This window comes from Endozoicomonas euniceicola, from assembly GCF_025562755.1.
GTDB classification, from domain to species: Bacteria; Pseudomonadota; Gammaproteobacteria; order Pseudomonadales; family Endozoicomonadaceae; genus Endozoicomonas_A; species Endozoicomonas_A euniceicola.
Genome location: NZ_CP103300.1, coordinates 3,902,200 through 3,928,257, shown reverse-complemented (window position 1 = coordinate 3,928,257; position 26,058 = coordinate 3,902,200). Strand labels below are relative to the sequence as shown.

The 26,058-nt window shown below is 49.3% G+C and carries 12 protein-coding genes; 3 read left to right on the top strand and 9 right to left on the bottom strand.

From position 1 onward, the window contains the following. Nucleotides 1–71: 71 nt before the first annotated feature. On the bottom strand, nucleotides 72–1,166 hold the full coding sequence (locus tag NX720_RS15950; RefSeq protein WP_262595839.1) for a M20 family metallopeptidase: 1,095 nt from the start codon (nucleotides 1,164–1,166) through the stop codon (nucleotides 72–74). Between the two features lie 460 nt (nucleotides 1,167–1,626). On the opposite strand from NX720_RS15950, the gene NX720_RS15945 reads away from it, so the two are divergent. The 3 genes from NX720_RS15945 (at nucleotide 1,627) to NX720_RS15935 (ending at nucleotide 6,874) form a co-directional block, all read left to right on the top strand. Continuing rightward, nucleotides 1,627–2,607: an ATP-grasp domain-containing protein gene (locus tag NX720_RS15945; RefSeq protein ID WP_262595837.1), complete on the top strand. Its 981-nt coding sequence runs from the start codon at nucleotides 1,627–1,629 to the stop codon at nucleotides 2,605–2,607. Beyond that, the gene (locus NX720_RS15940) at nucleotides 2,594–4,096 is read left to right on the top strand and encodes an ATP-grasp domain-containing protein (RefSeq protein ID WP_262595835.1); all 1,503 of its coding nucleotides are present in this window, start codon (nucleotides 2,594–2,596) and stop codon (nucleotides 4,094–4,096) included. Before NX720_RS15945 ends, NX720_RS15940 begins: the two co-directional genes overlap by 14 nt. A 90-nt stretch (nucleotides 4,097–4,186) precedes the next feature. Further along, nucleotides 4,187–6,874 (top strand): M14 family zinc carboxypeptidase, encoded by a 2,688-nt coding sequence (locus NX720_RS15935; protein WP_262595833.1) that lies wholly within the window; start codon nucleotides 4,187–4,189, stop codon nucleotides 6,872–6,874. A gap of 131 nt (nucleotides 6,875–7,005) precedes the next feature. Here the strand turns inward: NX720_RS15935 and NX720_RS15930 are convergent, their stop codons facing one another. From NX720_RS15930 to NX720_RS15895, 8 genes are all read right to left on the bottom strand, one after another. Beyond that, a complete protein-coding gene (locus NX720_RS15930) occupies nucleotides 7,006–9,519 on the bottom strand; it encodes a C2H2-type zinc finger protein (RefSeq protein WP_262595831.1) in 2,514 nt (837 codons plus the stop codon). Nucleotides 9,520–9,569: 50 nt separating this feature from the next. Then, on the bottom strand, nucleotides 9,570–12,398 hold the full coding sequence (locus tag NX720_RS15925; protein ID WP_262595829.1) for a C2H2-type zinc finger protein: 2,829 nt from the start codon (nucleotides 12,396–12,398) through the stop codon (nucleotides 9,570–9,572). Nucleotides 12,399–12,448: 50 nt separating this feature from the next. Continuing rightward, on the bottom strand, nucleotides 12,449–14,785 hold the full coding sequence (locus tag NX720_RS15920) for a C2H2-type zinc finger protein (protein ID WP_262595828.1): 2,337 nt from the start codon (nucleotides 14,783–14,785) through the stop codon (nucleotides 12,449–12,451). A 50-nt stretch (nucleotides 14,786–14,835) separates the two neighbouring features. Continuing rightward, complete coding sequence (locus NX720_RS15915) at nucleotides 14,836–17,016, bottom strand: C2H2-type zinc finger protein (protein WP_262595826.1); 2,181 nt, start codon at nucleotides 17,014–17,016, stop codon at nucleotides 14,836–14,838. Between the two features lie 50 nt (nucleotides 17,017–17,066). Beyond that, the gene (locus NX720_RS15910; protein ID WP_262595824.1) at nucleotides 17,067–18,437 is read right to left on the bottom strand and encodes an IS4 family transposase; all 1,371 of its coding nucleotides are present in this window, start codon (nucleotides 18,435–18,437) and stop codon (nucleotides 17,067–17,069) included. A gap of 131 nt (nucleotides 18,438–18,568) precedes the next feature. Beyond that, entirely contained in the window at nucleotides 18,569–20,917 is a 2,349-nt protein-coding gene (locus NX720_RS15905) for a C2H2-type zinc finger protein (protein WP_262595823.1), read from the bottom strand. Nucleotides 20,918–20,967: 50 nt separating this feature from the next. Beyond that, nucleotides 20,968–23,472 (bottom strand): C2H2-type zinc finger protein, encoded by a 2,505-nt coding sequence (locus NX720_RS15900; RefSeq protein ID WP_262595821.1) that lies wholly within the window; start codon nucleotides 23,470–23,472, stop codon nucleotides 20,968–20,970. 50 nt (nucleotides 23,473–23,522) lie between these two features. After that, nucleotides 23,523–26,027 carry a C2H2-type zinc finger protein gene (locus tag NX720_RS15895; protein ID WP_262595819.1) on the bottom strand — a complete coding sequence of 835 codons (2,505 nt, stop codon included), beginning with the start codon at nucleotides 26,025–26,027 and terminating at the stop codon, nucleotides 23,523–23,525. Nucleotides 26,028–26,058: the final 31 nt, after the last annotated feature.

Genomic DNA, 26,058 nt, shown 5'->3' with positions numbered 1-26,058 from the left:
GATGCTGGCTTTTAGCTGTTGGCTGTTGGCTGTTGGCTGTTGGCTGTTGGCTAAAAGCTAATAGCCAACGGCTAATAGCTGCTCATTACCATCCCCGACAAAATAGCCGTCACTTCCCGTATACGCTGTTCAAAGCTGGCCTTGCTGGCACGCTCATGAATCGTATGGTCACCGTCGCCAAAGGGGCCAAAACCATCCAGTGTCGGTACTCCAGCTGTAGAGGCAACATTGGCATCGCTGACCCCTCCGCGCTTTTCAACCGGTAGCGAATAACCCAATATCTGACTGATTTCATCGAGCAGCCGCTGTTGCTGAGGCGAACTTTCCATCACATCCCTCTGCAACCCTCCGGACATAGTAACCGACACACCTTCAACCGCCGTTTTTTCCAGCAACTGATCAATCGCTGCCAGTACCCGGTCCCTTTCACTCCCCCGGGTAAAGCGAAACTCAATCACCAGCCTGGCATCAGGAGAAACGGTATTGGCCCCGATGCCTCCGGACATTTTCCCCACATTCACGGTGGTTCCCAGATCAAGGTTGGTCAGGTTCGTTAAATCAATCAGCATGTGGGCAGCGGCCAGGTTAGCATCACAGCCATCCGTATAATGATTACCGGCATGGGCGGCCTTGCCGAAAAAATCCAGATAGATAGTTGCAACACCTTTCCGGGCTACCACCACTTCATTGTTTGCACCGGCCGCTTCAAAAACCAGACATGCGTCGTACTTTTTAACGAGTTTGGCAGTGAGGTACTTGCTGTCATCACTGCCGGTCTCCTCATCACTGACCAGCAACATATCAATATTGTGCAGGCCACCATACTGTTGATGCAGCTGCCGCAAGGCATTCAGGGCTACCCAGTTTCCACCTTTCATATCGCAGACACCGGGACCATAAATCCATTGCTCATCTTCTTTAAACTGTTCAAAACTACCTGCCGGAAACACCGTATCCAGATGCCCCAGCAACAGCACTTTTCGTCCGTCACGCTCTGGTGCAATAAAGTGCAGATGGTCGCCAATGTCTGTCCGCTGGTAACGTTCAGTACGATACCCCAGAGCTTCCATCCATTGAGAAAACACCCGGCCGTTCTCATCAACTCCGGGTTTATTTTTGGTATAGGAATTCAACGCAACAATTGAAGCTAATTCTTTGAAGTCCACTTTTATTTCAACCGTATTATTTTCTTAAATCCGTTTGCACACAAACAGCCGCAGGTGGAAATACTACTCTCAAATCTGACCGCTGAGATAGGGTTTTGAGTGTAAATATATGTTAATTTACTAAATTTTATAAAAAATTGCTTAAAAGGTTAACTTTGCGCCTGAAAAGCGATATATTCCTGCCCCATCAGGTACAGTCAAACGACGCAAACAGCCTATTACAGGGTTGTTTCGCCTTCATTGGACGAGGGCTGGCGACATTGTATGGCTGCTCTAATGAGGAAAGAGATAGTCTGACTGCCTTACAGACCGATTAGCATCTGTTCGATTCATAAAATAAAAAAACAGCCACTTGATGATAACTTTTGTTATCGGTTTTGCCCTGCATACCATGCAACTGGTAAGCAGCTATTACCTGGGAAATTGAATCAAAAACTACTCAGCACCGCAGGACACAATTATGTCTAAGCACACCGTTGGACTCTGGCTTTACCAGAATGGCGGAGGGGACGTCATCCAACGAAAACTGGTAGACCGGTTAAGGGAACGGGATATCGGTGTTATTTCCGGCCTGAACCTGTCTCAAGCCATGGCTCACGAAGGTTCCATCATTTGTAATGGTGTTGTGATGGAAGATCTGGACCTGTTTTATACCTATAACGCAGGCCAGCAGACCCAGTACCAGATGTATCTCTATGAAATGCTGGATCGCTGTATTCCCATCGTGAATAACTACAAAGCATTCGCCCTGACTGAAGACAAATTTAAAACATCCCACCTGCTGCGTCGTCATGGCATTACTACGCCGGATTACTGCCTGTCCCGTCACAATAATCTGGAAGCCCTGCGAGCCAGTATGAGTGACTGGGGCGGTCGCGCTGTGTACAAACCCACCGATGGCTGGGGCGGCACAGGCATTGTACGACTGGAGAACATAGACGCCCTGGACATGCTCCAGCCGTTTATCAACCAGATTGATGTGCAACACTTCTTTGTCGAGCGATTTATACAAAACGATCATACCGATTACCGCATCGATATTGTCGATGGTGAGTTTGTTGGCTGCTATGGCCGCAAGGCACCACAAGACGACTGGAAAACCAACATCACCAGCGGCGGCAGCATTATACGACGTGAGCCTAACGATGAAGTCGTCAATCTGGCTTTAAAAGCGGCACAAGTCACTGGCCTGGAAATTGCCGGGGTCGACCTGATTTACGACCAGGAACGTGAAGAATATGTTGTTCTGGAAGTCAACGGCATTCCAGCCTTTGCCACTCCGGATCAGGAAGAATTTGGTCTGGATTTCAATGATCTCAAGATTGAAAAAATCACGGACATGATTGAAAGAAAAGTGACCGTCAACAAACTGCTGGACACCCCGTTACAGCAAGACAATACAGGTATTGAGGTTGAGGAGCCGAAACATGCAATCAGTTAAAGCAAAACTCCCCAAAATCGGCTTACTGTATCTGGATCATGTACTCCGTTTCTTCGACCGATCCAACTTCAAGGGCTGGCCGGACAAAATTGAAACCGTTGTTTACCACTGGGGCGATGATAAAGAGCGTTTTATCAATGAGGTAAAGCGCAAGAAAATTGATGTACTGATTGGCAATATTCCTGCGACGGCCTATGAAACCTTCAGGGACATTGCCCGGGCTTTGCCTGAAGTACGATTCCTGCCGGACATGGACACCCAGTTTTCCAACAAGTCCAAGGAAAACGTTACGCACTTCTGTGAGAAATATGACCTTGCGGCTCCGGATACCCGCGTGTTCTATGAGCAGGATGAAGCCAGAACGTTCCTGAGCCAGACCTGTTTCCCGAAAATTATCAAACGCTCCTACGGCCCGTCGAACTACGGTGGCTATTATGTTCACAAAGTAGACAGTGAAGCCGAAGCCCTGGAATTGCTGACAGAGAAACGCTATTACCCGGTCTACCTGCAGGATTTCATTCCCATGAAAGCGGACATCCGGGTGATGCTGATTGGTCACAAACCGGTCTGTGCCTTCTGGCGTCGCCCCCCTGAAGGCGAATGGCTGACCAACACCTCCCAGGGCGGCAGCATGGACTACATGGACGTGCCGGAAGAAGCCCTGGAGCTGGCGGTTCGCGCTTCCAAAGCCGCCAACGCTGAATACTGGGCCTGTGATATTGCTGTCAGCTTTGACGACGAATACCGGATTCTGGAATGCGCCACCGCCTTTGCCGCCTTCCCTTATATTCGCGACTGGATCGGCCAGTACCTGATGTGGAAGCTGTCTTCCGGGGTAATGCCGCAACCCCATATTCCCCTGTACAACTGGGAAGAGCTGGGCAAAATCTCATCTTCGGTTTTGCGCACCATGCGTTATATCACCTTTGGTCGCAGTGCTGATCAGCAGGCCATGACGGATACCTGCGAAACCTATAGTGAAATGGACGACGATAACTATCCAATTATCGACACCCATGACCGCTATAAAGAAGAGTGGCCCAGTGAGCAGTGGAACCGGCAGGACAACTATGTATCCTCCCGCCAAGTGTCTGCCCGCCAGCCCGACTCACTGACCACGACAGGCGTATCAGAGGAACAGCAGGCTGATACGGGCATTGAGGATGTACCCACTCCAACCATCATCAGCATTGAAGTGCAGGAAACGACGCCAGCCTCAGAACCAAAGCCTGCGTTAAAAACCACCGTGGTAACTACCGCAACAAGGTCTCCCTTTGATCTTTCCGAGGAAAAGCTGATTGAAGTACTGAGCTCTGCCCGGGGCGTCAGCGAAGGGCTGGCAGTGAAAATAGTCACCAGCCTGGGAAGAGAGGGCGTTATCAATGCGCTGGAAAAGGAACCTGGTCAACTGACAGCAGTGAAAAACATCAAGGCACGAAAACTTGCTCACATCATGAAGTCTTGGGAAAATCACCTTCAGAATTATTAACGTCATTTGTCGTTTTTGGTTCAGGACAACAGAACAGAGGCATCACAGATGCCTATGTTCTGATCCCAAGAATAACGAGCCTGTGACCCTATGAAACAGCAATATATTTCGTACCAGGAAACCATCGAGTTTCTCAATAAGGCCATGGGGGAGTACCCCGACCTGATCCGCCTGCAAAGTATTGGTGAAACCTGGGAAGGCCGCCCGATCATGCTGGTGACCATTTCTAACGATGTCGCCTACGCCAATGAAAAACCGGCTTTGCTCTACACAGGCACCATCCACGCCAGGGAGTGGATAGGCATCGAGCTGGCCACACAGTTTATCCAGTATGTCATCGACCACTACAAAACCAACCCCAAACTATTTAACGCACTGACCCGCAACACACTTTATATGGTTCCCTGCCTGAACCCTGACGGGTTTGAGTATTCCCGCCGTCACTTCTCTTTCTGGCGGAAAAACCGCAGGGACAATGGCGATGGCACTTTTGGCGTGGACCTGAACCGTAACTTCTCCGTTCGGTTTCGCAAAGGCCTGGATACCAGCTCCAATATTTACGGCGGCCCCGAACCCTTTTCAGAGCCGGAAACCCGGGCGATAAAAGAGTTTGTCGACCAACACCCCAACATCACCGTTTCTCTGGATTACCATTCTCAGGGCAATGTTTTCTTTCCGGCGCACAAGTTCAATCACGAAGAAGAGATAGAAGGCACCGACCTGAATCAGCTCTGCGCCAATATGGCCAGTGAAATCAGCAAGGTAACGGGTCGCCAGTATGGTATCCACCGGGGCAAGCCACCACTCAATCTGATAAACGGCAGTGGTCGTGAATATTATTACAACAGGGGCATTCTTGCCACCGTCGTAGAAGTTGGCACCCGAAACATTCCCGACTACCTGATCAATATGAAACAGAGCGTGGATGAAAACATACCTGCGGTTCTGTACGCCCTGGAGTCTGCCATCAATTATTCGCCAAAGGCTCCGGCCAGAGTCTCTGGCTTTCTCGCAGAACAGATTGGCATGAACGAGGTCCATTTGAAATGGGAGCATGAAAGCCAGTCCGACTGTTTTTTTGAAATTTACCGAACCCCTTCCCCCAAACACCCCTGCACCAATGCTAATCGCGTTGCCATCACCCGCGCCCATTCCCACCGGGATATTCAGCTTAACAGCGGCCAGCGTTATTTTTACACGGTCAGGGCCGTCGACCGGGCCAGCGGCATCAAGTCACCTTTTACGCCAGCCCTGAAACTGAAAACACTGCTGGCTGACGATGAATTTTCACACACCCTGTTCCCGGCCCGGTCCGATGTCGGTTATGTGGGCGAAAAGACGCCTTCGCTGAACAGCAAACATTTTGGCTATAACTCATTGTTCGTTGGCGTGAACCGGAATAAAGGTCACTGTCTGGGGGTTATTGCCTATAACCTGGAAAATCTGCCTGCGGATACCCACATTAAAACCGCCCGCTTCTCGCTTTATCCAATGAACCGGGTTAACGCCAAGATCGAAAAGTACGGTGAGTGGTCAGTCTCCATTCTTGATGCCAGTGAAATCAGCGACCTCACCAGTTACGAACAAATTGCCAGTGCCACGGTTATTCAGACACTGGGAGATGCGATTCCCTCCGACCGGCTGACCCAGGGAATATGGACTGAATGGGATTTCACCGGCACTGAACGACGCATCCTGCAACAACAGGTTGCCTCCGGTCGTATCATTCTGCGGATTGAAGGCCCGTCTACCCTGCCCAGGGGGCATGATTCCCAGATGATGCAGTTTGATATCGGTTACGGTCGTTTTGGCGCAGGCATCCACTATCGCCCCAACCTTGAAATCATCTATACCCGGGCCAGTCAGCAGCTTAACCTTGAGCCGGAAAATCTGCACACGATTGCCCGTGAGAAGGTCGTAGAAGGAGAGCTGAAGTCGGGCTTCGACAGTCATGGCGATAAAGTTTACGGACACCTCAGCTTCAACCTTGATCAGCTGCCGGACCCGGAAAAAACCGTTGTTACAGAAGCCTATGTAGAGCTGAAAGCAAAAAACCGGCTGCAAACCCGCAAGGATATCCGCTTTACCATTGAGATGGCCGAGCTGGAAGAAATGGCTTATGACGATGTTCTGAACCGCCAGCAGATTGAGTACATAGGCTATGAAGTCAGCAATACCGACCTGAAAGCAAACCCGGCTCACTGCTTTATGTTCGACAGCTACTGTCGTCAAATTCTGGAGCAACTACACAGCCGCAACATGCCGGTCTACCTGATTGTACGACCAACGACTCCCAGTCAGGAGCGCAACGCCATTATCGACTGGCATGGAAAAGGCGAGAACTGGCAGGCAAAGCTGGTGATCAAATACATTGAGCGCCGCAAAAAACCTCTGACAGCACCCACAGAGCTGACAGCCACCCTGGACAGAGATTCCGGTCGGGTCCGGTTGACCTGGAAACAGCCAGACGACCCGGATTTTGTTGGTTGCTATGTGGTTCGGAACCGTTTCCATCCACCCCGCTCACCACTGGACGGTGTAAAACTCTATGGCGGCAAAGACGAATACACACTGGACGACTTTGGTAACCCGAACATTGCCAAATATTACTCGGTGTTCAGTTATGACAATGTCCCCAACTACTCAACTCCGGCTACGGTACGTTTCAGTCTTAATGAAGTGATACCTATTAATGAAGATGAGGATTTTGAAACTCAGGAAGATGAGGAAGAACGGCTGAGTCGCGATGAAGAAAGCAAGGACACGATTTTGAATTGACAACAGCACTGACAAGAGCATGAGTGCCAGGGACAGTCCTGCTCTGATGCGCAAAGACTGAAGCGTTATTTTTTTGCCCATTGCGGAGTCATTAGAATTGGGCTATTGGATGATTTTGGCGGAAGTGTGGACTATTGCTGTGGCGGTTGTTCTGTTGGAAGGTTCTTGTGTTGGGTGCGCTTGTGTCTTTTGAGGTTACTGGACCAAGAAAATCTCATTTGACACACATCGCACTCATAAGGTTTCTCCCCTGAGTGTTGGATGTACTTGTGTTTTGCTAATTTTTTGGCAGCAGTAAATCTCTCTTGACACACATCGCACTCATAAGGCCTCTCCCTGGTGTGAGTGCGTTTGTGTACTGTGAGGTCTCCGGATTGAGTAAATCTCTTTTGGCACACATCGCACTCATAAGGCTTCTCCCCAGTGTGGATGCGCTTGTGTGCTATGAAATGATGGAATAGATTAAATTTCTTTTGACACACATCACACTCATGAGGCTTTTTCCCTGTGTGAATGAGCCTGTGTGCTGCTAAGTTTCCGAAGTCAGCAAATCCCTTTTGACATACATCGCACTCATAAGGCTTCTCTCCGGTATGGATGCGCTTGTGTTTTACGAGGTTTCCGGAATTAGCAAACTCCCTTCCACACACATTGCACTCATAAGGCTTCTCTCCGGTATGGATGCGATTGTGCCTTGCGAGGTGTCCGGAACGAGCAAATCTCTTTTGACACACATCGCACTCATAAAGCTTCTCTCCGGTGTGGGTGCGCTTGTGTCTTACGAGGTTTCCGAAATGAGCAAACTTCTTTCCACACACATCACACACGTGTTTTTTGTTTTTTGCCCTGGCTCCGCTATGACCGTCATCACCGTCGGGCACCACAACCGGTTCGTTTTTATAGTCCCAGTAAGCTTCTCCATAGCTCAGCCAGAGTCCTTTGCCCTCCGGGATAAACTTCGTTGTCACGACCATAACCACGGGAAAATCATCCATATAAACAATAATGAAACTGACGTTTGGCTCTAAAGTACCGGTATTGTCGTCGGCATTGCTGGTGACGGTACAGTCGTTAACACAGGAAAAAATATTGCCGTCGTCATAACCTGAAAGCCAGTACATTTCCTGACAATCATCCGTGGCTTCTTCTCCTTCTTCTTTGTAGTCACAGTTAACGGAATAGGATATTTGCTGGTCTAACGTACCACACTCCGGAGACGGGGCATTCTCGTCTATCAACCAGAGAGAGCCCCGGTAATGTCCCAGTACAGTACCCCGGGATAGTTTTTTGGCGGCTACCACATGCTTTTGCCCGTCCAGAGCCTGGTAAGGGTCGTCCTCGTTTGCCTCGTACCGCACCTCTCTGACCAGACCTTCGATGTGCGCCTCTCTTTCTTCATTGGTTTTATTAATATATTCCAATATCCTGTTTTCCAGTTGCTGTCGCTTTTTCTTAGTAAAAAGTTTCCAGAATGCCGGGGCACCCTGAATCTTGCAATTTGTTTTGAAAGGCGGTTCTGGCGGTTTTCTGGTAATACCGCTTTCCGGCTTGATGATAAACAGTTCAGCACTTGTCAAGACTTTTCTTTCACCAAATTCAATGACATTTTCTTCCTGTTTTATGGGGATATCCGGTATCACGGGATAACCCCCGGTCTGCGGATTTGTGACACTCTGCGGGCTCTCGCTATTACTGGTGCTGGTGCTGGTGCTGAGTTTTCTTTTTTTGCTCTTCGTAGCTGCTGGTTTATCAACGGGTGGAGGATTTCTTTTGGAACCATTGGACAGGTCAACCATGCTCCCCGATGGCAGGGAAACAGGGGAGCAGGCAGAAAGGTTATTGTCGGGAGTCAGCACAATTTTTCTTCCCTCCATCTTGTCCGTAAAAAACCAGAACGTTTCATCCTGCGGGGCCGAACGGTGTGCCAGTGAGTAATGGAACCTGACGGGCGCTCGCTGCTCCTTTATTTTCTGCTCCTGCCTTAACACTTCGTCCGGTTTTTCAGGGGCTAACCTTGACATAGCGTTTGTCCAGCATCTTGTTTGCCGGTCTATCTCTTCAGACTTTCTCCTTTGCCGGGACAGGTACTCCAGAATGGCTCTGTATTGTTGTTCATATTGCTGGTCGGGCAGACCCGGGCTATCACTCTGAAAGGGAGCAAGGGCCAGGTCTGTTCCCCCGGTGGTCTGCACCTGCAAAACCGACGCAAACCCGGTCACCTGCACAGACTCCCCACTGTGACTAAACTGCAGTGTGGCTCTTAACCCGGTCAGCAGGGCATTGGGGTCGTGGCAGCGCAGATGCCGGTTCATGTCGGAAAGCGTGGTGGCATTACACGCATCCTGCCATGTGAAAACTACCGGCTCAGTGGCCAGTACACTAAAACCGTCGTCTTCTACCAGGATAACCACCGTTGCCGATCTTTTTGAAACCGCGACTTTTTCATCCATAGCGGATTTAAGCAAGGGTTGCTGCTGAAGCCAGAGCCTTGAAGCAACATGGGCAATCCCCCCCTGATGTACAGAAGCTGGTGTTACCCATTCTCCACGGGTATTGTCCACCATGACAGCCAGCCACAGCAGAAACACCACTGCCAACCTTTTTTTTGAAAACACAAAGACTGGAGCGTTATTTTTTTTGCCCATTGTGGTGTCCGTGGAATTGGGCTATTGGGTGATTTTGGCGGGAGTGTAGACTATTGCTGTGGCGGTTGCTCTGTTGGAAGGTTCTTGTGTTGGGTGCGCTTGTGTTTTGAGAGGTTACTGGAAAGAGCAAATCTCTTTTGACACACATTGCACTCATAAGGCTTCTCTCCGGTGTGGGTGCGCTTGTGTCTTATGAGGTCTTCGGATTGAGTAAATCTCTTTTGGCACTTATCGCACTCATAAGGCCTCTCCCCGGTGTGGCTGCGCTTGTGTCTTATGAGGTTTCCGGATCGAATAAATCTCTTTTGGCACTTATCGCACTCATAAGGCTTCTCTCCTGTGTGTATGAGCCTGTGTTTTGCTAAGTTTCCGGAAACAGCAAATCCTTTTTGACACACATCGCACTTATAAGGCTTCTCTCCGGTGTGGGTGCGTTTGTGTCTTATGAGGTCTCCTGATTGAGTAAATATCTTTTTACACACATCGCACTCATGAGGCTTCGCCCCGGTGTGGGTACGCTGATGTCTTAAGAGGTTACTGGAGTAAGCAAATCCCTTTTGACACACATCGCACTCATAAGGCTTCTCTCCGGTGTGGCTGCGCTTGTGTCTTATGAGGTTTCCGGATCGAGTAAATCTCTTTTGGCACTTATCGCACTCATAAGGCTTCTCCCCGGTGTGGCTACGCCTGTGTGTTGCTAAGTTTCCAGAAGCAGAAAATCCCTTTTCACACACATCGCACTTATAAGGCTTCTCTCCGGTGTGGGTGCGTTTGTGTCTTATGAGGTCTCCGGATTGAGTAAATATCTTTTTACACACATCGCACTCATAAGGCTTCGCCCCGGTGTGGGTGCGCCTGTGTCTTACGAAGTTACTGGAGCAGGCAAATCTCTTTTGACACAGATCGCACTCATGAGGCTTTTCCCCGGTGTGTCTGAGCCTGTGTGCTGCCAAGTTTCCGGAGTTAACAAATCTCTTTTGACACACATCGCACTCATAAGGCTTCTCTCCGGTGTGGGTGCGCTTGTGTACTATGAGGTGTATGGAGCGAGCAAACTTCTTTCCACACACATCACACACGTGTTTTTTGTTTTTTGCTCCGGCTCCGCTATGACCGTCATCACCGTCGGGCACCACAACCGGTTCGTTTTTATAGTCCCAGTAAGGTTTTCCATAGCTCAGCCAGAGTCCTTTGCCCTCCGGGATATCCTCTGTTGTCACGACCATAACCACGGGGAAATCATCCATATAAACAATAATGAAACTGACGTTTGGCTCTAAAGTACCGGTATTGTCGTCGGCATTGCTGGTGACGGTACAGTCGTTAACACAGGAAAAAATATTGCCGTCGTCATAACCTGAAAGCCAGTACATTTCCTGACAATCATCCGTGGCTTCTTCTCCTTTGTAGTCACAGTTAACGGAATAGGATATTTGCTGGTCTAATGTACCACACTCCGGAGACGGGGCATTCTCATCTATCAACCAGAGAGAGCCCCGGTAATGTCCCAGTACAGCACCCTTGGACAGTTTTTTGGCGGCTACCACATGCCTTTGCCCGTCCAGAGCCTGGTAAGGGTCGCCCTCGTTTGCCTCGTACCGCACCTCTCTGACCAGGCCTTCGATGTGCGCCTCTCTTTCTTCATTGGTTTTATTAATATATTCCAATATCCTGTTTTTCAGTTGCTGTCGCTTTTTCTTAGTAAAAAGTTTCCAGAATGCCGGGGCACCCAGAATCTTGCAATTTGTTTTGAAAGGCGGTTCTGGCGGTTTTCTGGTAATACCGCTTTCTGGCTTGATGATAAACAGTTCAGCACTTGTCAAGACTTTTCTTTCACCAAATTCAATGACATTTTCTTCCTGTTTTATGGGGATATCCGGTATCACGGGATAACCCTCGGTCTGCGGATTTGTGACACTCTGCGGGCTCTCGCTATTACTGGTGCTGAGTTTTCTTTTTTTGCTCTTCGTAGCTGCTGGTTTATCAACGGGTGGAGGATTTCTTTTGGAACCATTAGACAGGTCAACCATGCTCCCCGATGGCAGGGAAACAGGGGAGCAGGCAGAAAGATTATTGTCGGGAGTCAACACAACTTTTCTTCCCTCCATCTTGTCCGTAAAAAACCAGAACGTTTCATCCTGCGGGGCCGAACGGTGTGCCAGTGAGTAATGGAACCTGACGGGCGCTCGCAGCTCCTTTATTTTCTGCTCCTGCCTTAACACTTCGTCCGGTTTTTCAGGGGCTAACCTTGACATAGCGTTTGTCCAGCATCTTGTTCGCCGGTCTATCTCTTCAGACTTTCTCCTTTGCCGGGACAGGTACTCCAGAATGGCTCTGTACTGTTGTTCATATTGCTGGTCGGGCAGACCCGGGCTATCACTCTGAAAAGGAGCAATGGCCAGGTCTGTTCCCCCGGTGGTCTGCACCTGCAAAACCGACGCAAACCCTGTCACCTGCACAGACTCCCCACTGTGACTAAACTGCAGTGTGGCTCTTAACCCGGTCAGCAGGGCATTGGGGTCGTGGCAGCGCAAATGCCGGTTCATGTCAGAAAGCGTGGTGGCATTACACGCATCCTGCCATGTGAAGGCTGCCGGCTCAGTGGCCAGTACACTAAAACCGTCGTCTTCTACCAGAATAACCACCGCTGCCGATCTTTTTGAAACCGCAACTTTTTCATCCATAGCGGATTTAAGCACGGGTTGTTGCTGAAGCCAGAGCCTTGAAGCAACATGGGCAATCCCGCCCTGATGTACAGAAGCTGGTGTTACCCATTCTCCACGGGCGCTGTCCACCATGGCAGCCAGCCACAGCAGAAACACCACTGCCAACATTTTTTTTGAAAACACAAAGACTGGAGCGTTATTTTTTTTGCCCATTGTGGAGTCCGTAGAATTGGGCTATAGGGTGATTTTGGCGGGAGTGTAGACTATTGCTGTGGCGGTTGCTCTGTTGGAAGGTTCTTGTGTTGGGTGTGCTTGTGACTTACGAGGTGTGCGAGTCGAGAAAATCTCTTTTGGCACTTATCGCACTCATAAGGCTTCTCCCCGGTGTGGCTACGCCTGTGTGTTGCTAAGTTTCCGGAGTCAGTAAATCTCTTTTGGCACTTATCGCACTCATGAGGCCTCTCCCCTGTGTGGCTGCGTTTGTGTCTTACGAGGCCTCCGGATTGAGTAAATCTCTTTTGGCACTTATCGCACTCATAAGGCTTCTCCCCGGTGTGAGTGCGTTTGTGTACTATGAGGTGATTGAGTAGAGAAAATCTCTTTTGACACACATCGCACTCATAAGGCTTCTCTCCGGTGTGGGTGCGCTTGTGTCTTGTGAGGTCACTGGAGTGCATAAATCCCTTTTGACACACATCGCACTCATGAGGCTTCTCTCCTGTGTGGGTGAGCTTGTGTCTTGTGAGACTTCCGGAATTAGCAAGCTCCCTTCCACACACATCACACTTATATTTTTTGTTTTTTGCCCCGGCTCCGCTATGATCGCCATCACCGTCGGGCACCACAACCGGTTCGTTTTTATAGTCCCAGTAAGGTTCTCCATAGCTCAGCCAGAGTCCTTTGCCCTCCGGGATATCCCCTGTTGTCACGACCATAACCACGGGGAAATCATCCATATAAACAATAATGAAACTGACGTTTGGCTCTAAAGTACCGGTATTGTCGTCGGCATTGCTGGTGACGGTACAGTCGTTAACGCAGGAAAAAATATTGCCGTCGTCATAACCTGAAAGCCAGTACATTTCCTGACAATCATCCGCGGCTTTCTCTCCTTCTTCTTTGTAGTCACAGTTAACGGAATAGGATATTTGCTGGTCTAATGTACCACACTCCGGAGACGGGGCATTCTCATCTATCAACCAGAGAGAGCCCCGGTAATGCCCCAGTACAGCACCCTTGGACAGTTTTTTGGCGGCTACCACATGCCTTTGCCCGTCCAGAGCCTGGTAAGGGTCGCCCTCGTTTGCCTCGTACCGCACCTCTCTGACCAGGCCTTCGATGTGCGCCTCTCTTTCTTCATTGGTTTTATTAATATATTCCAATATCCTGTTTTTCAGTTGCTGTCGCTTTTTCTTAGTAAAAAGTTTCCAGAATGCCGGGGCACCCTGAATCTTGCAATTTGTTTTGAAAGGCGGTTCTGGCGGTTTTCTGGTAATACCGCTTTCCGGCTTGATGATAAACAGTTCAGCACTTGTCAAGACTTTTCTTTCACCAAATTCAATGACATTTTCTTCCTGTTTTATGGGGATATCCGGTATCACGGGATAACCCCCGGTCTGCGGATTTGTGACACTCTGCGGGCTCTCGCTATTACTAGTGCTGGTGCTGAGTTTTCTTTTTTTGCTCTTCGTAGCTGCTGGTTTATCAACGGGTGGAGGATTTCTTTTGGAACCATTGGACAGGTCAGCCATGCTCCCCGATGGCAGGGAAACAGGGGAGCAGGCAGAAAGGTTATTGTCGGGAGTCAGCACAATTTCTCTTCCCTGCATCTTGTCCGTAAAAAACCAGAACGTTTCATCCTGCGGGGCCGAACGGTGTGCCAGTGAGTAATGGAACCTGACGGGCGCTCGCAGCTCCTTTATTTTCTGCTCCTGCCTTAACACTTCGTCCGGTTTTTCAGGGGCTAACCTTGACATAGCGTTTGTCCAGCATCCTGTTCGCCGATCTATCTCTTCAGACTTTCTCCTTTGCCGGGACAGGTACTCCAGAATGGCTCTGTATTGTTGTTCATATTGCTGGTCGGGCAGACCCGGGCTATCACTCTGAAAGGGAGCAATGGCCAGGTCTGTTCCCCCGGTGGTCTGCACCTGCAAAACCGACGCAAACCCGGTCACCTGCACAGACTCCCCACTGTGACTAAACTGCAGTGTGGCTCTTAACCCGGTCAGCAGGGCATTGGGGTCGTGGCAGCGCAGATGCCGGGTCATGTCGGAAAGCGTGGTGGCATTGCACGCATCCTGCCATGTGAAGACTGCCGGCTCAGTGATCAGTACACTAAAACCGTCGTCTTCTATCAGAATAACCACCGTTGCCGATCTTTTTGAAACCGCGACTTTTTCATCCATAGCGGATTTAAGCACGGGTTGTTGCTGAAGCCAGAGCCTTGAAGCAACATGAGCAGTCCCGATCTGATGTACAGAAGCTGGTGTTACCCATTCTCCACGGGCGCTGTCCACCATGGCAGCCAGCCACAGCAGAAACACCACTGCCAACATTTTTTTTGAAAACACAAAGACTGGAGCGTTATTTTTTTTGCCCATTGTGGAGTCCGTAGAATTGGGCTATAGGGTTATTTTGGCGGGAGTGTAGACTATTGCTGTGGCGGTTGTTCTGTTGGAAGGTTCTTGTGTTGGGTGCGCTTGTGACTTACGAGGTGTGCGAGTTGAGAAAATCTTTTTTGGCACTTATCGCACTCATAAGGCTTCTCCCTGGTGTGAGTGTGTTTGTGTACTTTGAGGTGTCCGGATTGAGTAAATGTCTTTTTACACACATCGCACTCATAAGGCTTCTCTCCGGTGTGGGTGCGCCTGTGTGCTACCAAGGTTGCGGAAACAGCAAATCCCTTTTGACACACATCGCACTTATAAGGCTTCTCTCCGGTGTGGATGCGCTTGTGCCTTGTCAGGTTTCCAGAACTAGCCAATACCCTTCCACACACATCACACGCACATTTTTTGTTTTTTGCCCCGGCTCCGCTATGATTGTCATCACCATCGGGCACCACAACCGCTTCGTTTTTATAGTCCCAGTAAGGTTCTCCATAGCTCAGCCAGAGTCCTTTGCCCTCCGGGATATCCTCTGTTGTCACGACCATAACCACGGGGAAATCATCCATATAAACAATAATGAAACTGACGTTTGGCTCTAAAGTACCGGTATTGTCGTCGGCATTGCTGGTGACGGTACAGTCGTTAACGCAGGAAAAAATATTGCCGTCGTCATAACCTGAAAGCCAGTACATTTCCTGACAATCATCCGTGGCTTCTTCTCCTTCTTCTTTGTAGTCACAGTTAACGGAATAGGATATTTGCTGGTCTAACGTACCACACTCCGGAGACGGGGCATTCTTATCTATCAACCAGAGAGAGCCCCGGTAATGCCCCAGTACAGCACCCTTGGACAGTTTTTTGGCGGCTACCACATGCCTTTGCCCGTCCAGAGCCTGGTAAGGGTCGCCCTCGTTTGCCTCGTACCGCACCTCTCTGACCAGGCCTTCGATGTGCGCCACTCTTTCTTCATTGGTTTTATTAATATATTCCAATATCCTGTTTTCCAGTTGCTGTCGCTTTTTCTTAGTAAAAAGTTTCCAGAATGCCGGGGCACCCTGAATCTTGCAATTTGTTTTGAAAGGCGGTTCTGGCGGTTTTCTGGTAATACCGCTTTCCGGCTTGATGATAAACAGTTCAGCACTTGTCAAGACTTTTCTTTCACCAAATTCAATGACATTTTCTTCCTGTTTTATGGGGATATCCGGTATCACGGGATAACCCTCGGTCTGCGGATTTGTGACACTCTGCGGGCTCTCGCTATTACTGGTGCTGGTGCTGGTGCTGGTGCTGAGTTTTCTTTTTTTGCTCTTCGTAGCTGCTGGTTTATCAACGGGTGGAGGATTTCTTTTGGAACCATTGGACAGGTCAACCATGCTCCCCAATGGCAGGGAAACAGGAGTGCAGGCAGAAAGGTTATTGTCGGGAGTCAGCACAATTTTTCTTCCCTCCATCTTGTCCGTAAAAAACCAGAACGTTTCATCCTGCGGGGCCGAACGGTGTGCCAGTGAGTAATGGAACCTGACGGGCGCTCGCAGCTCCTTTATTTTCTGCTCCTGCCTTAACACTTCGTCCGGTTTTTCAGGGGCTAACCTTGACATAGCGTTTGTCCAGCATCTTGTTTGCCGGTCTATCTCTTCAGACTTTCTCCTTTGCCGGGACAGGTACTCCAGAATGGCTCTGTACTGTTGTTCATATTGCTGGTCGGGCAGACCCGGGCTATCACTCTGAAAGGGGGCAATGGCCAGGTCTGTTCCCCCGGTGGTCTGCACCTGCAAAACCGAGGCAAACCCGGTCACCTGCACAGACTCCCCGCTGTGACTAAACTGCAGTGTGGCTCTTAACCCGGTCAGCAGGGCATTGGGGTCGTGGCAGCGCAGATGCCGGTTCATGTCGGAAAGCGTGGTGGCATTACACGCATCCTGCCATGTGAAAACTGCCGGCTCAGTGGTCAGTACACTAAAACCGTCGTCTTCTATCAGGATAACCACCGTTGCCGATCTTTTTGAAACCGCGACCTTTTCATCCATAGCGGATTTAAGCACGGGTTGTTGCTGAAGCCAGAGCCTTGAAGCAACATGGGCAATCCCGCCCTGATGAACAGAAGCTGGTGTTACCCATTCTCCGCGGGTATTGTCCACCATGACAGCCAGCCACAGCAGAAACACCACTGCCAACATTTTTTTTGAAAACACAAAGACTGGAGCGTTATTTTTTTTGCCCATTGTGGTGTCCGTAGAATTGGGCTATTGGGCAATGGCACTGACTTAAGCTCTCACCCCTTGTACTTATTGAGTTGACGAGCTTTAGCCCTAGAGTGCTGGAGCTTTTTAAATGCCTTTGGTCGCCTCTTTACAGCTCTTGGTTCTGATCGTCCCGGTCGGTCTCCAACTTTATGTTCTCCAATGATAACTATCATTTGAGCTTGAACCTGGTTGAGAGTGCAATTTGGACAGAATAACAGTAAAACCCGAGCCCCATTTAGCGTCTGTTTTGCTGCCTTGAAGCTCACATCCCTCGGAACTTGCTCTGTGGCTTTGGCCACTCGCGCCATTAATGCCCGTATCAAATTGTAAACCAGAAAATGAACATAAATTTCTTTACGCACCATCGCTGGAGTCTTACAGCGCAACATCTCCATATTCATAATTGTTTTGATGGTTCTGAAGTCCAACTCAATATTCCAGCGTTTGGTGTACAGTGCGCTAATGTCAGAGCGTGGATATGCTTCTGCATCAATCAATGTGGTAACGATGATACGATTCTTCGTTTTAATGGCACGGATAATCAGGTGATCCGGTGTCCACTGATCGTAAAACTCTCTGCTCATCCAGGGTGGTTTTGGAGGACGCTCCAATCTGAATAAAGCATCTTTTTTTCCCAGTTTCATGAAGGATTTTCTGAAGTCGATTTTACGCGCACCATTTTTTTCAAAAACACCGTCAACACCTGCTATAAGCAAAAGTGCCAGGATGAAATACGTCTCGAAAATGGCATCGCCAAGCACAATGTCGTCAGCATTCAAGTTCGGGATCATTTGTATCATCAGAGATTGCTCTCCACTGCCTTTTCCCTCACAAGCTCCCATGGCTGTCTCAATGAGAGCTCCACTTCCCAGCGTGATAAAGGCAAGCATCCTGACAGTAGGGAACCCTACTTCTTTTTTTTGGGATTTTGACTGGGGATAGAGCTGTTGGTTTTCAGTCGTGTCAGGCATATTAGCAGTGGTTCCATCGGCAATAACAACCCGCCGACCGTGCCACAACCATGATTCCGGGCTTTCTTCATCCAGTCGTTTTCCTGAAATCTGAAACAATGACTTTACCTGATCTTCCGGCAACCGTTTACGTGCTTTGCAGTAGGCGTCATTCTTGGTTTTGTCGGACACTTCGTCATTTGCTGCTTGTTCAAGTGACTCCTGTACAAGAACCTTTCTGCAGGACTTGTCTTCATTGGACACCTGACGCATAAAAAGAGTAAGGGTTTTCAGGGCTGGATAATCTCTAACTCTGGAGGTCGATTTTTTCTCAAAGGCATTCAGGATCTCTGTGGAGAGTAGAGAAGCCAAGGCGTCTTCAGATGTTTGTGCAAACTGCTTCAGACATTGGTCAGCGAGTTTTAGATATTCTGGGCTAGACTTGTTCATGGCTTGCTCGAGGGCTCTGTTAACTTCATCTATTTATAGATGATTTGTTCTTGGGCAAGCCTTTCATGCCAAGGGATTAAGTCTTAAGTCAGTGCCATTGCGCTATTGGGTGATTTTGGCGGGAGTGTAGACTATTGCTGTGGCGGTTGCTCTGTTGGAAGGTTCTTGTGTTGGGTGCGCTTGTGTCTTACGAGGTGTGCGAGTTGAAAAAATCTCTTTTGGCACTTATCGCACTCATAAGGCTTATCTCCGGTGTGGGTGCGTTTGTGTTTTGCTAAGTTTCCGGAGTCAGTAAATCTCTTTTGGCACTTATCGCACTCATGAGGCTTATCTCCGGTATGGTAGCGTCTGTGTTTTGCTAAGTTTCCGGAGTCAGTAAATCTCTTTTGGCACTTATCGCACTCATAAGGCTTATCTCCGGTGTGGGTGCGCTTGTGTCTTACGAAGTTACTGGAGCAAGCAAATCTCTTTTGACACACATCGCACTCATAAGGCCTCTCTCCTGTGTGGTGGCGCCTGTGTATTGTCAAGTCTCCGGAAGCTGCAAATCTCTTTGGACACACATCGCACTTATAAGGCTTATCTCCGGTGTGGGTGAGCTTGTGCCTTGTGAGACTTCCGGAATTAGCAAGCTCCCTTCCACACACATCACACGCACATTTTTTGTTTTTTGCCCTGGCCCCGCTATGACCGTCATCACCGTCGGGCACCACAACCGGTTCGTTTTTATAGTCCCAGTAAGGTTCTCCATAGCTCAGCCAGAGTCCTTTGCCCTCCGGGATAAACTTCGTTGTCACGACCATAACCACGGGGAAATAATCCATATAAACAATAATGAAACTGACGTTTGGCTCTAAAGTACCGGTATTGTCGTCGGCATTGCTGGTGACGGTACAGTCGTTAACGCAGGAAAAAATATTGCCGTCGTCATAACCTGAAAGCCAGTACATTTCCTGACAATCATCCGTGGCTTCTTCTCCTTCTTCTTTGTAGTCACAGTTAACGGAATAGGATATTTGCTGGTCTAATGTACCACACTCCGGAGACGGGGCATTCTTATCTATCAACCAGAGAGAGCCCCGGTAATGCCCCAGTACAGCACCCTTGGACAGTTTTTTGGCGGCTACTACATGCCTTTGCCCGTCCAGAGCCTGGTAAGGGTCGCCCTCGTTTGCCTCGTACCGCACCTCTCTGACCAGACCTTCGATGCGCGCCTCTCTTTCTTCATTGGTTTTATTAATATATTCCAATATCCTGTTTTCCAGTTGCTGTCGCTTTTTCTTAGTAAAAAGTTTCCAGAATGCCGGGGCACCCTGAATCTTGCAATTTGTTTTGAAAGGCGGTTCTGGCGGTTTTCTGGTAATACCGCTTTCCGGCTTGATGATAAACAGTTCAGCACTTGTCAAGACTTTTCTTTCACCAAATTCAATGACATTTTCTTCCTGTTTTATGGGGATATCCGGTATCACGGGACAACCCTCGGTCTGCGGATTTGTGACACTCTGCGGGCTCTCGCTATTACTGGTGCTGGTGCTGGTGCTGGTGCTGAGTTTTCTTTTTTTGCTCTTCGTAGCTGCTGGTTTATCAACGGGCGGAGGATTTCTTTTGGAACCACTGGACAGGTCAGCCATGCTCCCCGATGGCAGGGAAACAGGAGTGCAGGCAGAAAGGTTATTGTCGGGAGTCAGCACAACTTTTCTTCCCTCCATCTTGTCCGTAAAAAACCAGAACGTTTCATCCTGCGGAGCCGAACGGTGTGCCAGTGAGTAATGGAACCTGACGGGCGCTCGCTGCTCCTTTATTTTCTGCTCCTGCCTTAACACTTCGTCCGGTTTTTCAGGGGCTAACCTTGACATGGCGTTTGTCCAGCATCTTGTTCGCCGGTCTATCTCTTCAGACTTTCTCCTTTGCCGGGACAGGTACTCCAGAAGGGCTCTGTATTGTTGTTCATATTGCTGGTCGGGCAGACCCGAGCTATCACTCTGAAAAGGAGCAATGGCCAGGTCTGTTCCCCCGGTAGTCTGCACCTGCAAAACCGACGCAAACCCGGTCACCTGCACAGACTCCCCACTGTGACTAAACTGCAGTGTGGCTCTTAACCCGGTCAGCAGGGCATTAGGGTCGTGGCAGTGCAGATGCCGGGTCATGTCGGAAAGCGTGGTGGCATTGCACGCATCCTGCCATGTGAAGACTGCTGACTCAGTGGCCAGTACACTAAAACCGTCGTCTTCTATCAGAATAACCACCGTTGCCGATCTTTTTGAAACCGCGACTTTTTCATCCATAGCGGATTTAAGCACGGGTTGCTGCTGAAGCCAGAGCCTTGAAGCAACATGGGCAATCCCCCCCTGATGTACAGAAGCTGGTGTTACCCATTCTCCACGGACGCTGCCCACAATGACAGCCAGCCACAGCAGAAACACCACTGCCAACCTTTTTTTTGAAAACACAAAGACTGGAGCGTTATTTTTTTTGCCCATTGTGGTGTCCGTAGAATTGGGCTATTGGGTGATTTTGGCGGGAGTGTAGACTATTGCTGTGGCGGTTGCTCTGTTGGAAGGTTCTTGTGTTGAGTGCGCTTGTGACTTACGAGGTGTGCGAGTCGAAAAAATTTCTTTTGGCACTTATCGCACTCATAAGGCTTATCTCCGGTGTGGGTGCGTTTGTGTCTTATGAGGTCTCCGGATTGAGTAAATCTCTTTTGGCACTTATCGCACTCATAAGGCTTCTCCCCGGTGTGGCTACGCCTGTGTGTTGCTAAGTTTCCAGAAGCAGAAAATCCCTTTTCACACACATCGCACTCATAAGGCTTTTCCCCGGTGTGGGTGCGCTTGTGTCTTGTGAGGTGGCTGGAGTGAATAAATCCCTTTTGACACACATCGCACTCATAAGGCTTCGCCCCGGTGTGGGTACGCTGATGTATTAAGAGGCTACTGGAGTAAGCAAATCTCTTTTGACACACATCGCACTCATAAGGCTTCTTCCCGGCGTGGCTGCGCTTGTGTCTTGCTAAGTTTCCGGAATGAGCAAATCTCTTTTGGCAAACATCGCACTCATAAGGCTTCGCCCCGGTGTGGGTACGCTGATGTATTAAGAGGTTACTGGAGTAAGCAAATCCCTTTTGACACACATCGCACTCATAAGGCTTCTCTCCAGTGTGGGTGCGCTTGTGTACTATGAGGTGTATGGAGCGAGCAAACTTCTTTCCACACACATCACACACGTGTTTTTTGTTTTTTGCTCCGGCTCCGCTATGATCGTCATCACCGTCGGGCACCACAACCGGTTCGTTTTTATAGTCCCAGTAAGCTTCTCCATAGCTCAGCCAGAGTCCTTTGCCCTCCGGGATATCCTCTGTTGTCACGACCATAACCACGGGGAAATCATCCATATAAACAATAATGAAACTGACGTTTGGCTCTACAGTAGCGGTATCGTGGTCAGCATTACTGGTGACGGTACAGTCGTTAACGCAGGAAAAAATATTGCCGTCGTCATAACCTGAAAGCCAGTACATTTCCTGACAATCATCCGTGGCTTCTTCTCCTTTGTAGTCACAGTTAACGGAATAGGATATTTGCTGGTCTAATGTACCACACTCCGGAGACGGGGCATTCTCATCTATCAACCAGAGAGAGCCCCGGTAATGTCCCAGTACAGTACCCTTGGACAGTTTTTTGGCGGCTACCACATGCTTTTGCCCGTCCAGAGCCTGGTAAGGGTCGCCCTCGTTTGCCTCGTACCGCACCTCTCTGACCAGACCTTCGATGTGCGCCTCTCTTTCTTCATTGGTTTTATTAATATATTCCAATATCCTGTTTTTCAGTTGCTGTCGCTTTTTCTTAGTAAAAAGTTTCCAGAATGCCGGGGCACCCAGAATCTTGCAATTTGTTTTGAAAGGCGGTTCTGGCGGTTTTCTGGTAATACCGCTTTCCGGCTTGATGATAAACAGTTCAGCACTTGTCAAGACTTTTCTTTCACCAAATTCAATGACATTTTCTTCCTGTTTTATGGGGATATCCGGTATCACGGGATAACCCCCGGTCTGCGGATTTGTGACACTCTGCGGGCTCTCGCTATTACTGGTGCTGGTGCTGGTGCTGAGTTTTCTTTTTTTGCTCTTCGTAGCTGCTGGTTTATCAGCGGGTGGAGGATTTCTTTTGGAACCATTGGACAGGTCAGCCATGCTCCCCGATGGCAGGAAAACAGGGGAGCAGGCAGAAAGGTTATTGTCGGGAGTCAGCACAATTTCTCTTCCCTCCATCTTGTCCGTAAAAAAACAGAACGTTTCATCCTGCGGGGCCGAACGGTGTGCCAGTGAGTAATGGAACCTGACGGGCGCTCGCAGCTCCTTTATTTTCTGCTCCTGCCTTAACACTTCGTCCGGTTTTTCAGGGGCTAACCTTGACATGGCGTTTGTCCAGCATCTTGTTCGCCGGTCTATCTCTTCAGACTTTCTCCTTTGCCGGGACAGGTACTCCAGAATGGCTCTGTATTGTTGTTCATATTGCTGGTCGGGCAGACCCGGGCTATCACTCTGAAAAGGAGCAATGGCCAGGTCTGTTCCCCCGGTAGTCTGCACCTGCAAAACCGACGCAAACCCGGTCACCTGCACAGACTCCCCACTGTGACTAAACTGCAGTGTGGCTCTTAACCCGGTCAGCAAAGCACTGGGGTCGTGGCAGCGCAGATGCCGGTTCATGTCGGAAAGCGTGGTGGCATTACACGCATCCTGCCATGTGAAGACTGCCGGCTCAGTGGTCAGTACACTAAAACCGTCGTCTTCTATCAGAATAACCACCGTTGCCGATCTTTTTGAAACCGCGACTTTTTCATCCATAGCGGATTTAAGCACGGGTTGCTGCTGAAGCCAGAGCCTTGAAGCAACATGGGCAATCCCGCCCTGATGTACAGAAGCTGGCGTTACCCATTCTCCACGGGCGCTGTCCACCATGGTGGCCAGCCACAGCAGAAACACCACTGCCAACTTTTTTTTTGAAAACACAAAGACTGGAGCGTTATTTTTTTTGCCCATTGTGGTGTCCGTAGAATTGGGCTACTGGGTGATTTTGGCGGGAGTGTAGACTATTGCTGTGGTGGTTGTTCTGTTGGAAGGTTCTTGTGTTGGATGCGCTTGTGACTTACGAGGTGTGCGAGTTGAAAAAATTTCTTTTGGCACTTATCGCACTCATAAGGCTTATCTCCGGTGTGGGTGCGCTTGTGTCTTACGAAGTTACTGGAACAAGCAAATCTCTTTTGACACACATCGCACTCATAAGGCCTCTCTCCTGTGTGGTGGCGCCTGTGTTTTGTCAAGTCTCCGGAAGCTGCAAATCTCTTTGGACACTCATCGCACTTATAAGGCTTCTCCCCGGTGTGAGTGCGTTTGTGTACTATGAGGTGATTGAGTAGAGAAAATCTCCTTTTACACTCATCGCACTCATAAGGCTTATCTCCGGTGTGGGTACGCTGATGTATTAAGAGGCTAATGGAGTAAGCAAATCTCTTTTGACACACATCGCACTCATAAGGCTTCTTCCCGGCGTGGCTGCGCTTGTGTCTTGCTAAGTTTCCGGAATGAGCAAATCTCTTTTGGCACACATCGCACTTATAAGGCTTATCTCCGGTGTGGGTGCGCCTGTGTCTTACGAAGTTACTGGAGCAGGCAAATCTCTTTTGACACACATCGCACTCATAAGGCTTCTCTCCAGTGTGGGTGCGCTTGTGTACTATGAGGTGTATGGAGCGAGCAAACTTCTTTCCACACACATCACACACGTGTTTTTTGTTTTTTGCTCCGGCTCCGCTATGATCGTCATCACCGTCGGGCACCACAACCGGTTCGTTTTTATAGTCCCAGTAAGCTTCTCCATAGCTCAGCCAGAGTCCTTTGCCCTCCGGGATAAACTTCGTTGTCACGACCATAACCACGGGGAAATCATCCATATAAACAATAATGAAACTGACGTTTGGCTCTAAAGTACCGGTATTGTCGTCGGCATTGCTGGTGACGGTACAGTCGTTAACGCAGGAAAAAATATTGCCGTCGTCATAACCTGAAAGCCAGTACATTTCCTGACAATCATCCGTGGCTTCTTCTCCTTTGTAGTCACAGTTAACGGAATAGGATATTTGCTGGTCTAACGTACCACACTCCGGAGACGGGGCATTCTCATCTATCAACCAGAGAGAGCCCCGGTAATGTCCCAGTACAGTACCCTTGGACAGTTTTTTGGCGGCTACTACATGCCTTTGCCCGTCCAGAGCCTGGTAAGGGTCGCCCTCGTTTGCCTCGTACAGCACCTCTCTAACCAGACCTTCGATGTGCGCCTCTCTTTCTTCATTGGTTTTATTAATATATTCCAATATCCTGTTTTTCAGTTGCTGTCGCTTTTTCTTAGTAAAAAGTTTCCAGAATGCCGGGGCACCCTGAATCTTGCAATTTGTTTTGAAAGGCGGTTCTGGCGGTTTTCTGGTAATACCGCTTTCCGGCTTGATGATAAACAGTTCAGCACTTGTCAAGACTTTTCTTTCACCAAATTCAATGACATTTTCTTCCTGTTTTATGGGGATATCCGGTATCACGGGATAACCCCCGGTCTGCGGATTTGTGACACTCTGCGGGCTCTCGCTATTACTGGTGCTGGTGCTGGTGCTGAGTTTTCTTTTTTTGCTCTTCGTAGCTGCTGGTTTATCAACGGGTGGAGGATTTCTTTTGGAACCATTGGACAGGTCAACCATGCTCCCCGATGGCAGGGAAACAGGGGAGCAGGCAGAAAGGTTATTGTCGGGAGTCAGCACAATTTCTCTTCCCTGCATCTTGTCCGTAAAAAACCAGAACGTTTCATCCTGCGGGGCCGAACGGTGTGCCAGTGAGTAATGGAACCTGACGGGCGCTCGCAGCTCCTTTATTTTCTGCTCCTGCCTTAACACTTCGTCCGGTTTTTCAGGGGCTAACCTTGACATAGCGTTTGTCCAGCATCTTGTTTGCCGGTCTATCTCTTCAGACTTTCTCCTTTGCCGGGACAGGTACTCCAGAATGGCTCTGTATTGTTGTTCATATTGCTGGTCGGGCAGACCCGGGCTATCACTCTGAAAGGGAGCAATGGCCAGGTCTGTTCCCCCGGTGGTCTGCACCTGCAAAACCGAGGCAAACCCGGTCACCTGCACAGACTCCCCACTGTGACTAAACTGCAGTGTGGCTCTTAACCCGGTCAGCAAAGCACTGGGATCGTGGCAGCGCAGATGCCGGGTCATGTCGGAAAGTGTGGTGGCATTGCACGCATCCTGCCATGTGAAGACTGCCGGCTCAGTGGCCAGTACACTAAAACCGTCGTCTTCTACCAGGATAACCACCGCTGCCGATCTTTTTGAAACCGCGACTTTTTCATCCATAGCGGATTTAAGCACGGGTTGTTGCTGAAGCCAGAGCCTTGAAGCAACATGAGCAGTCCCGACCTGATGTACAGAAGCTGGTGTTACCCATTCTCCACGGGCGCTGTCCACCATGGCAGCCAGCCACAGCAGAAACACCACTGCCAACATTTTTTTTGAAAACACAAAGACTGGAGCGTTATTTTTTTTGCCCATTGTGGTGTCCGTAGAATTGGGCTATTGGGTG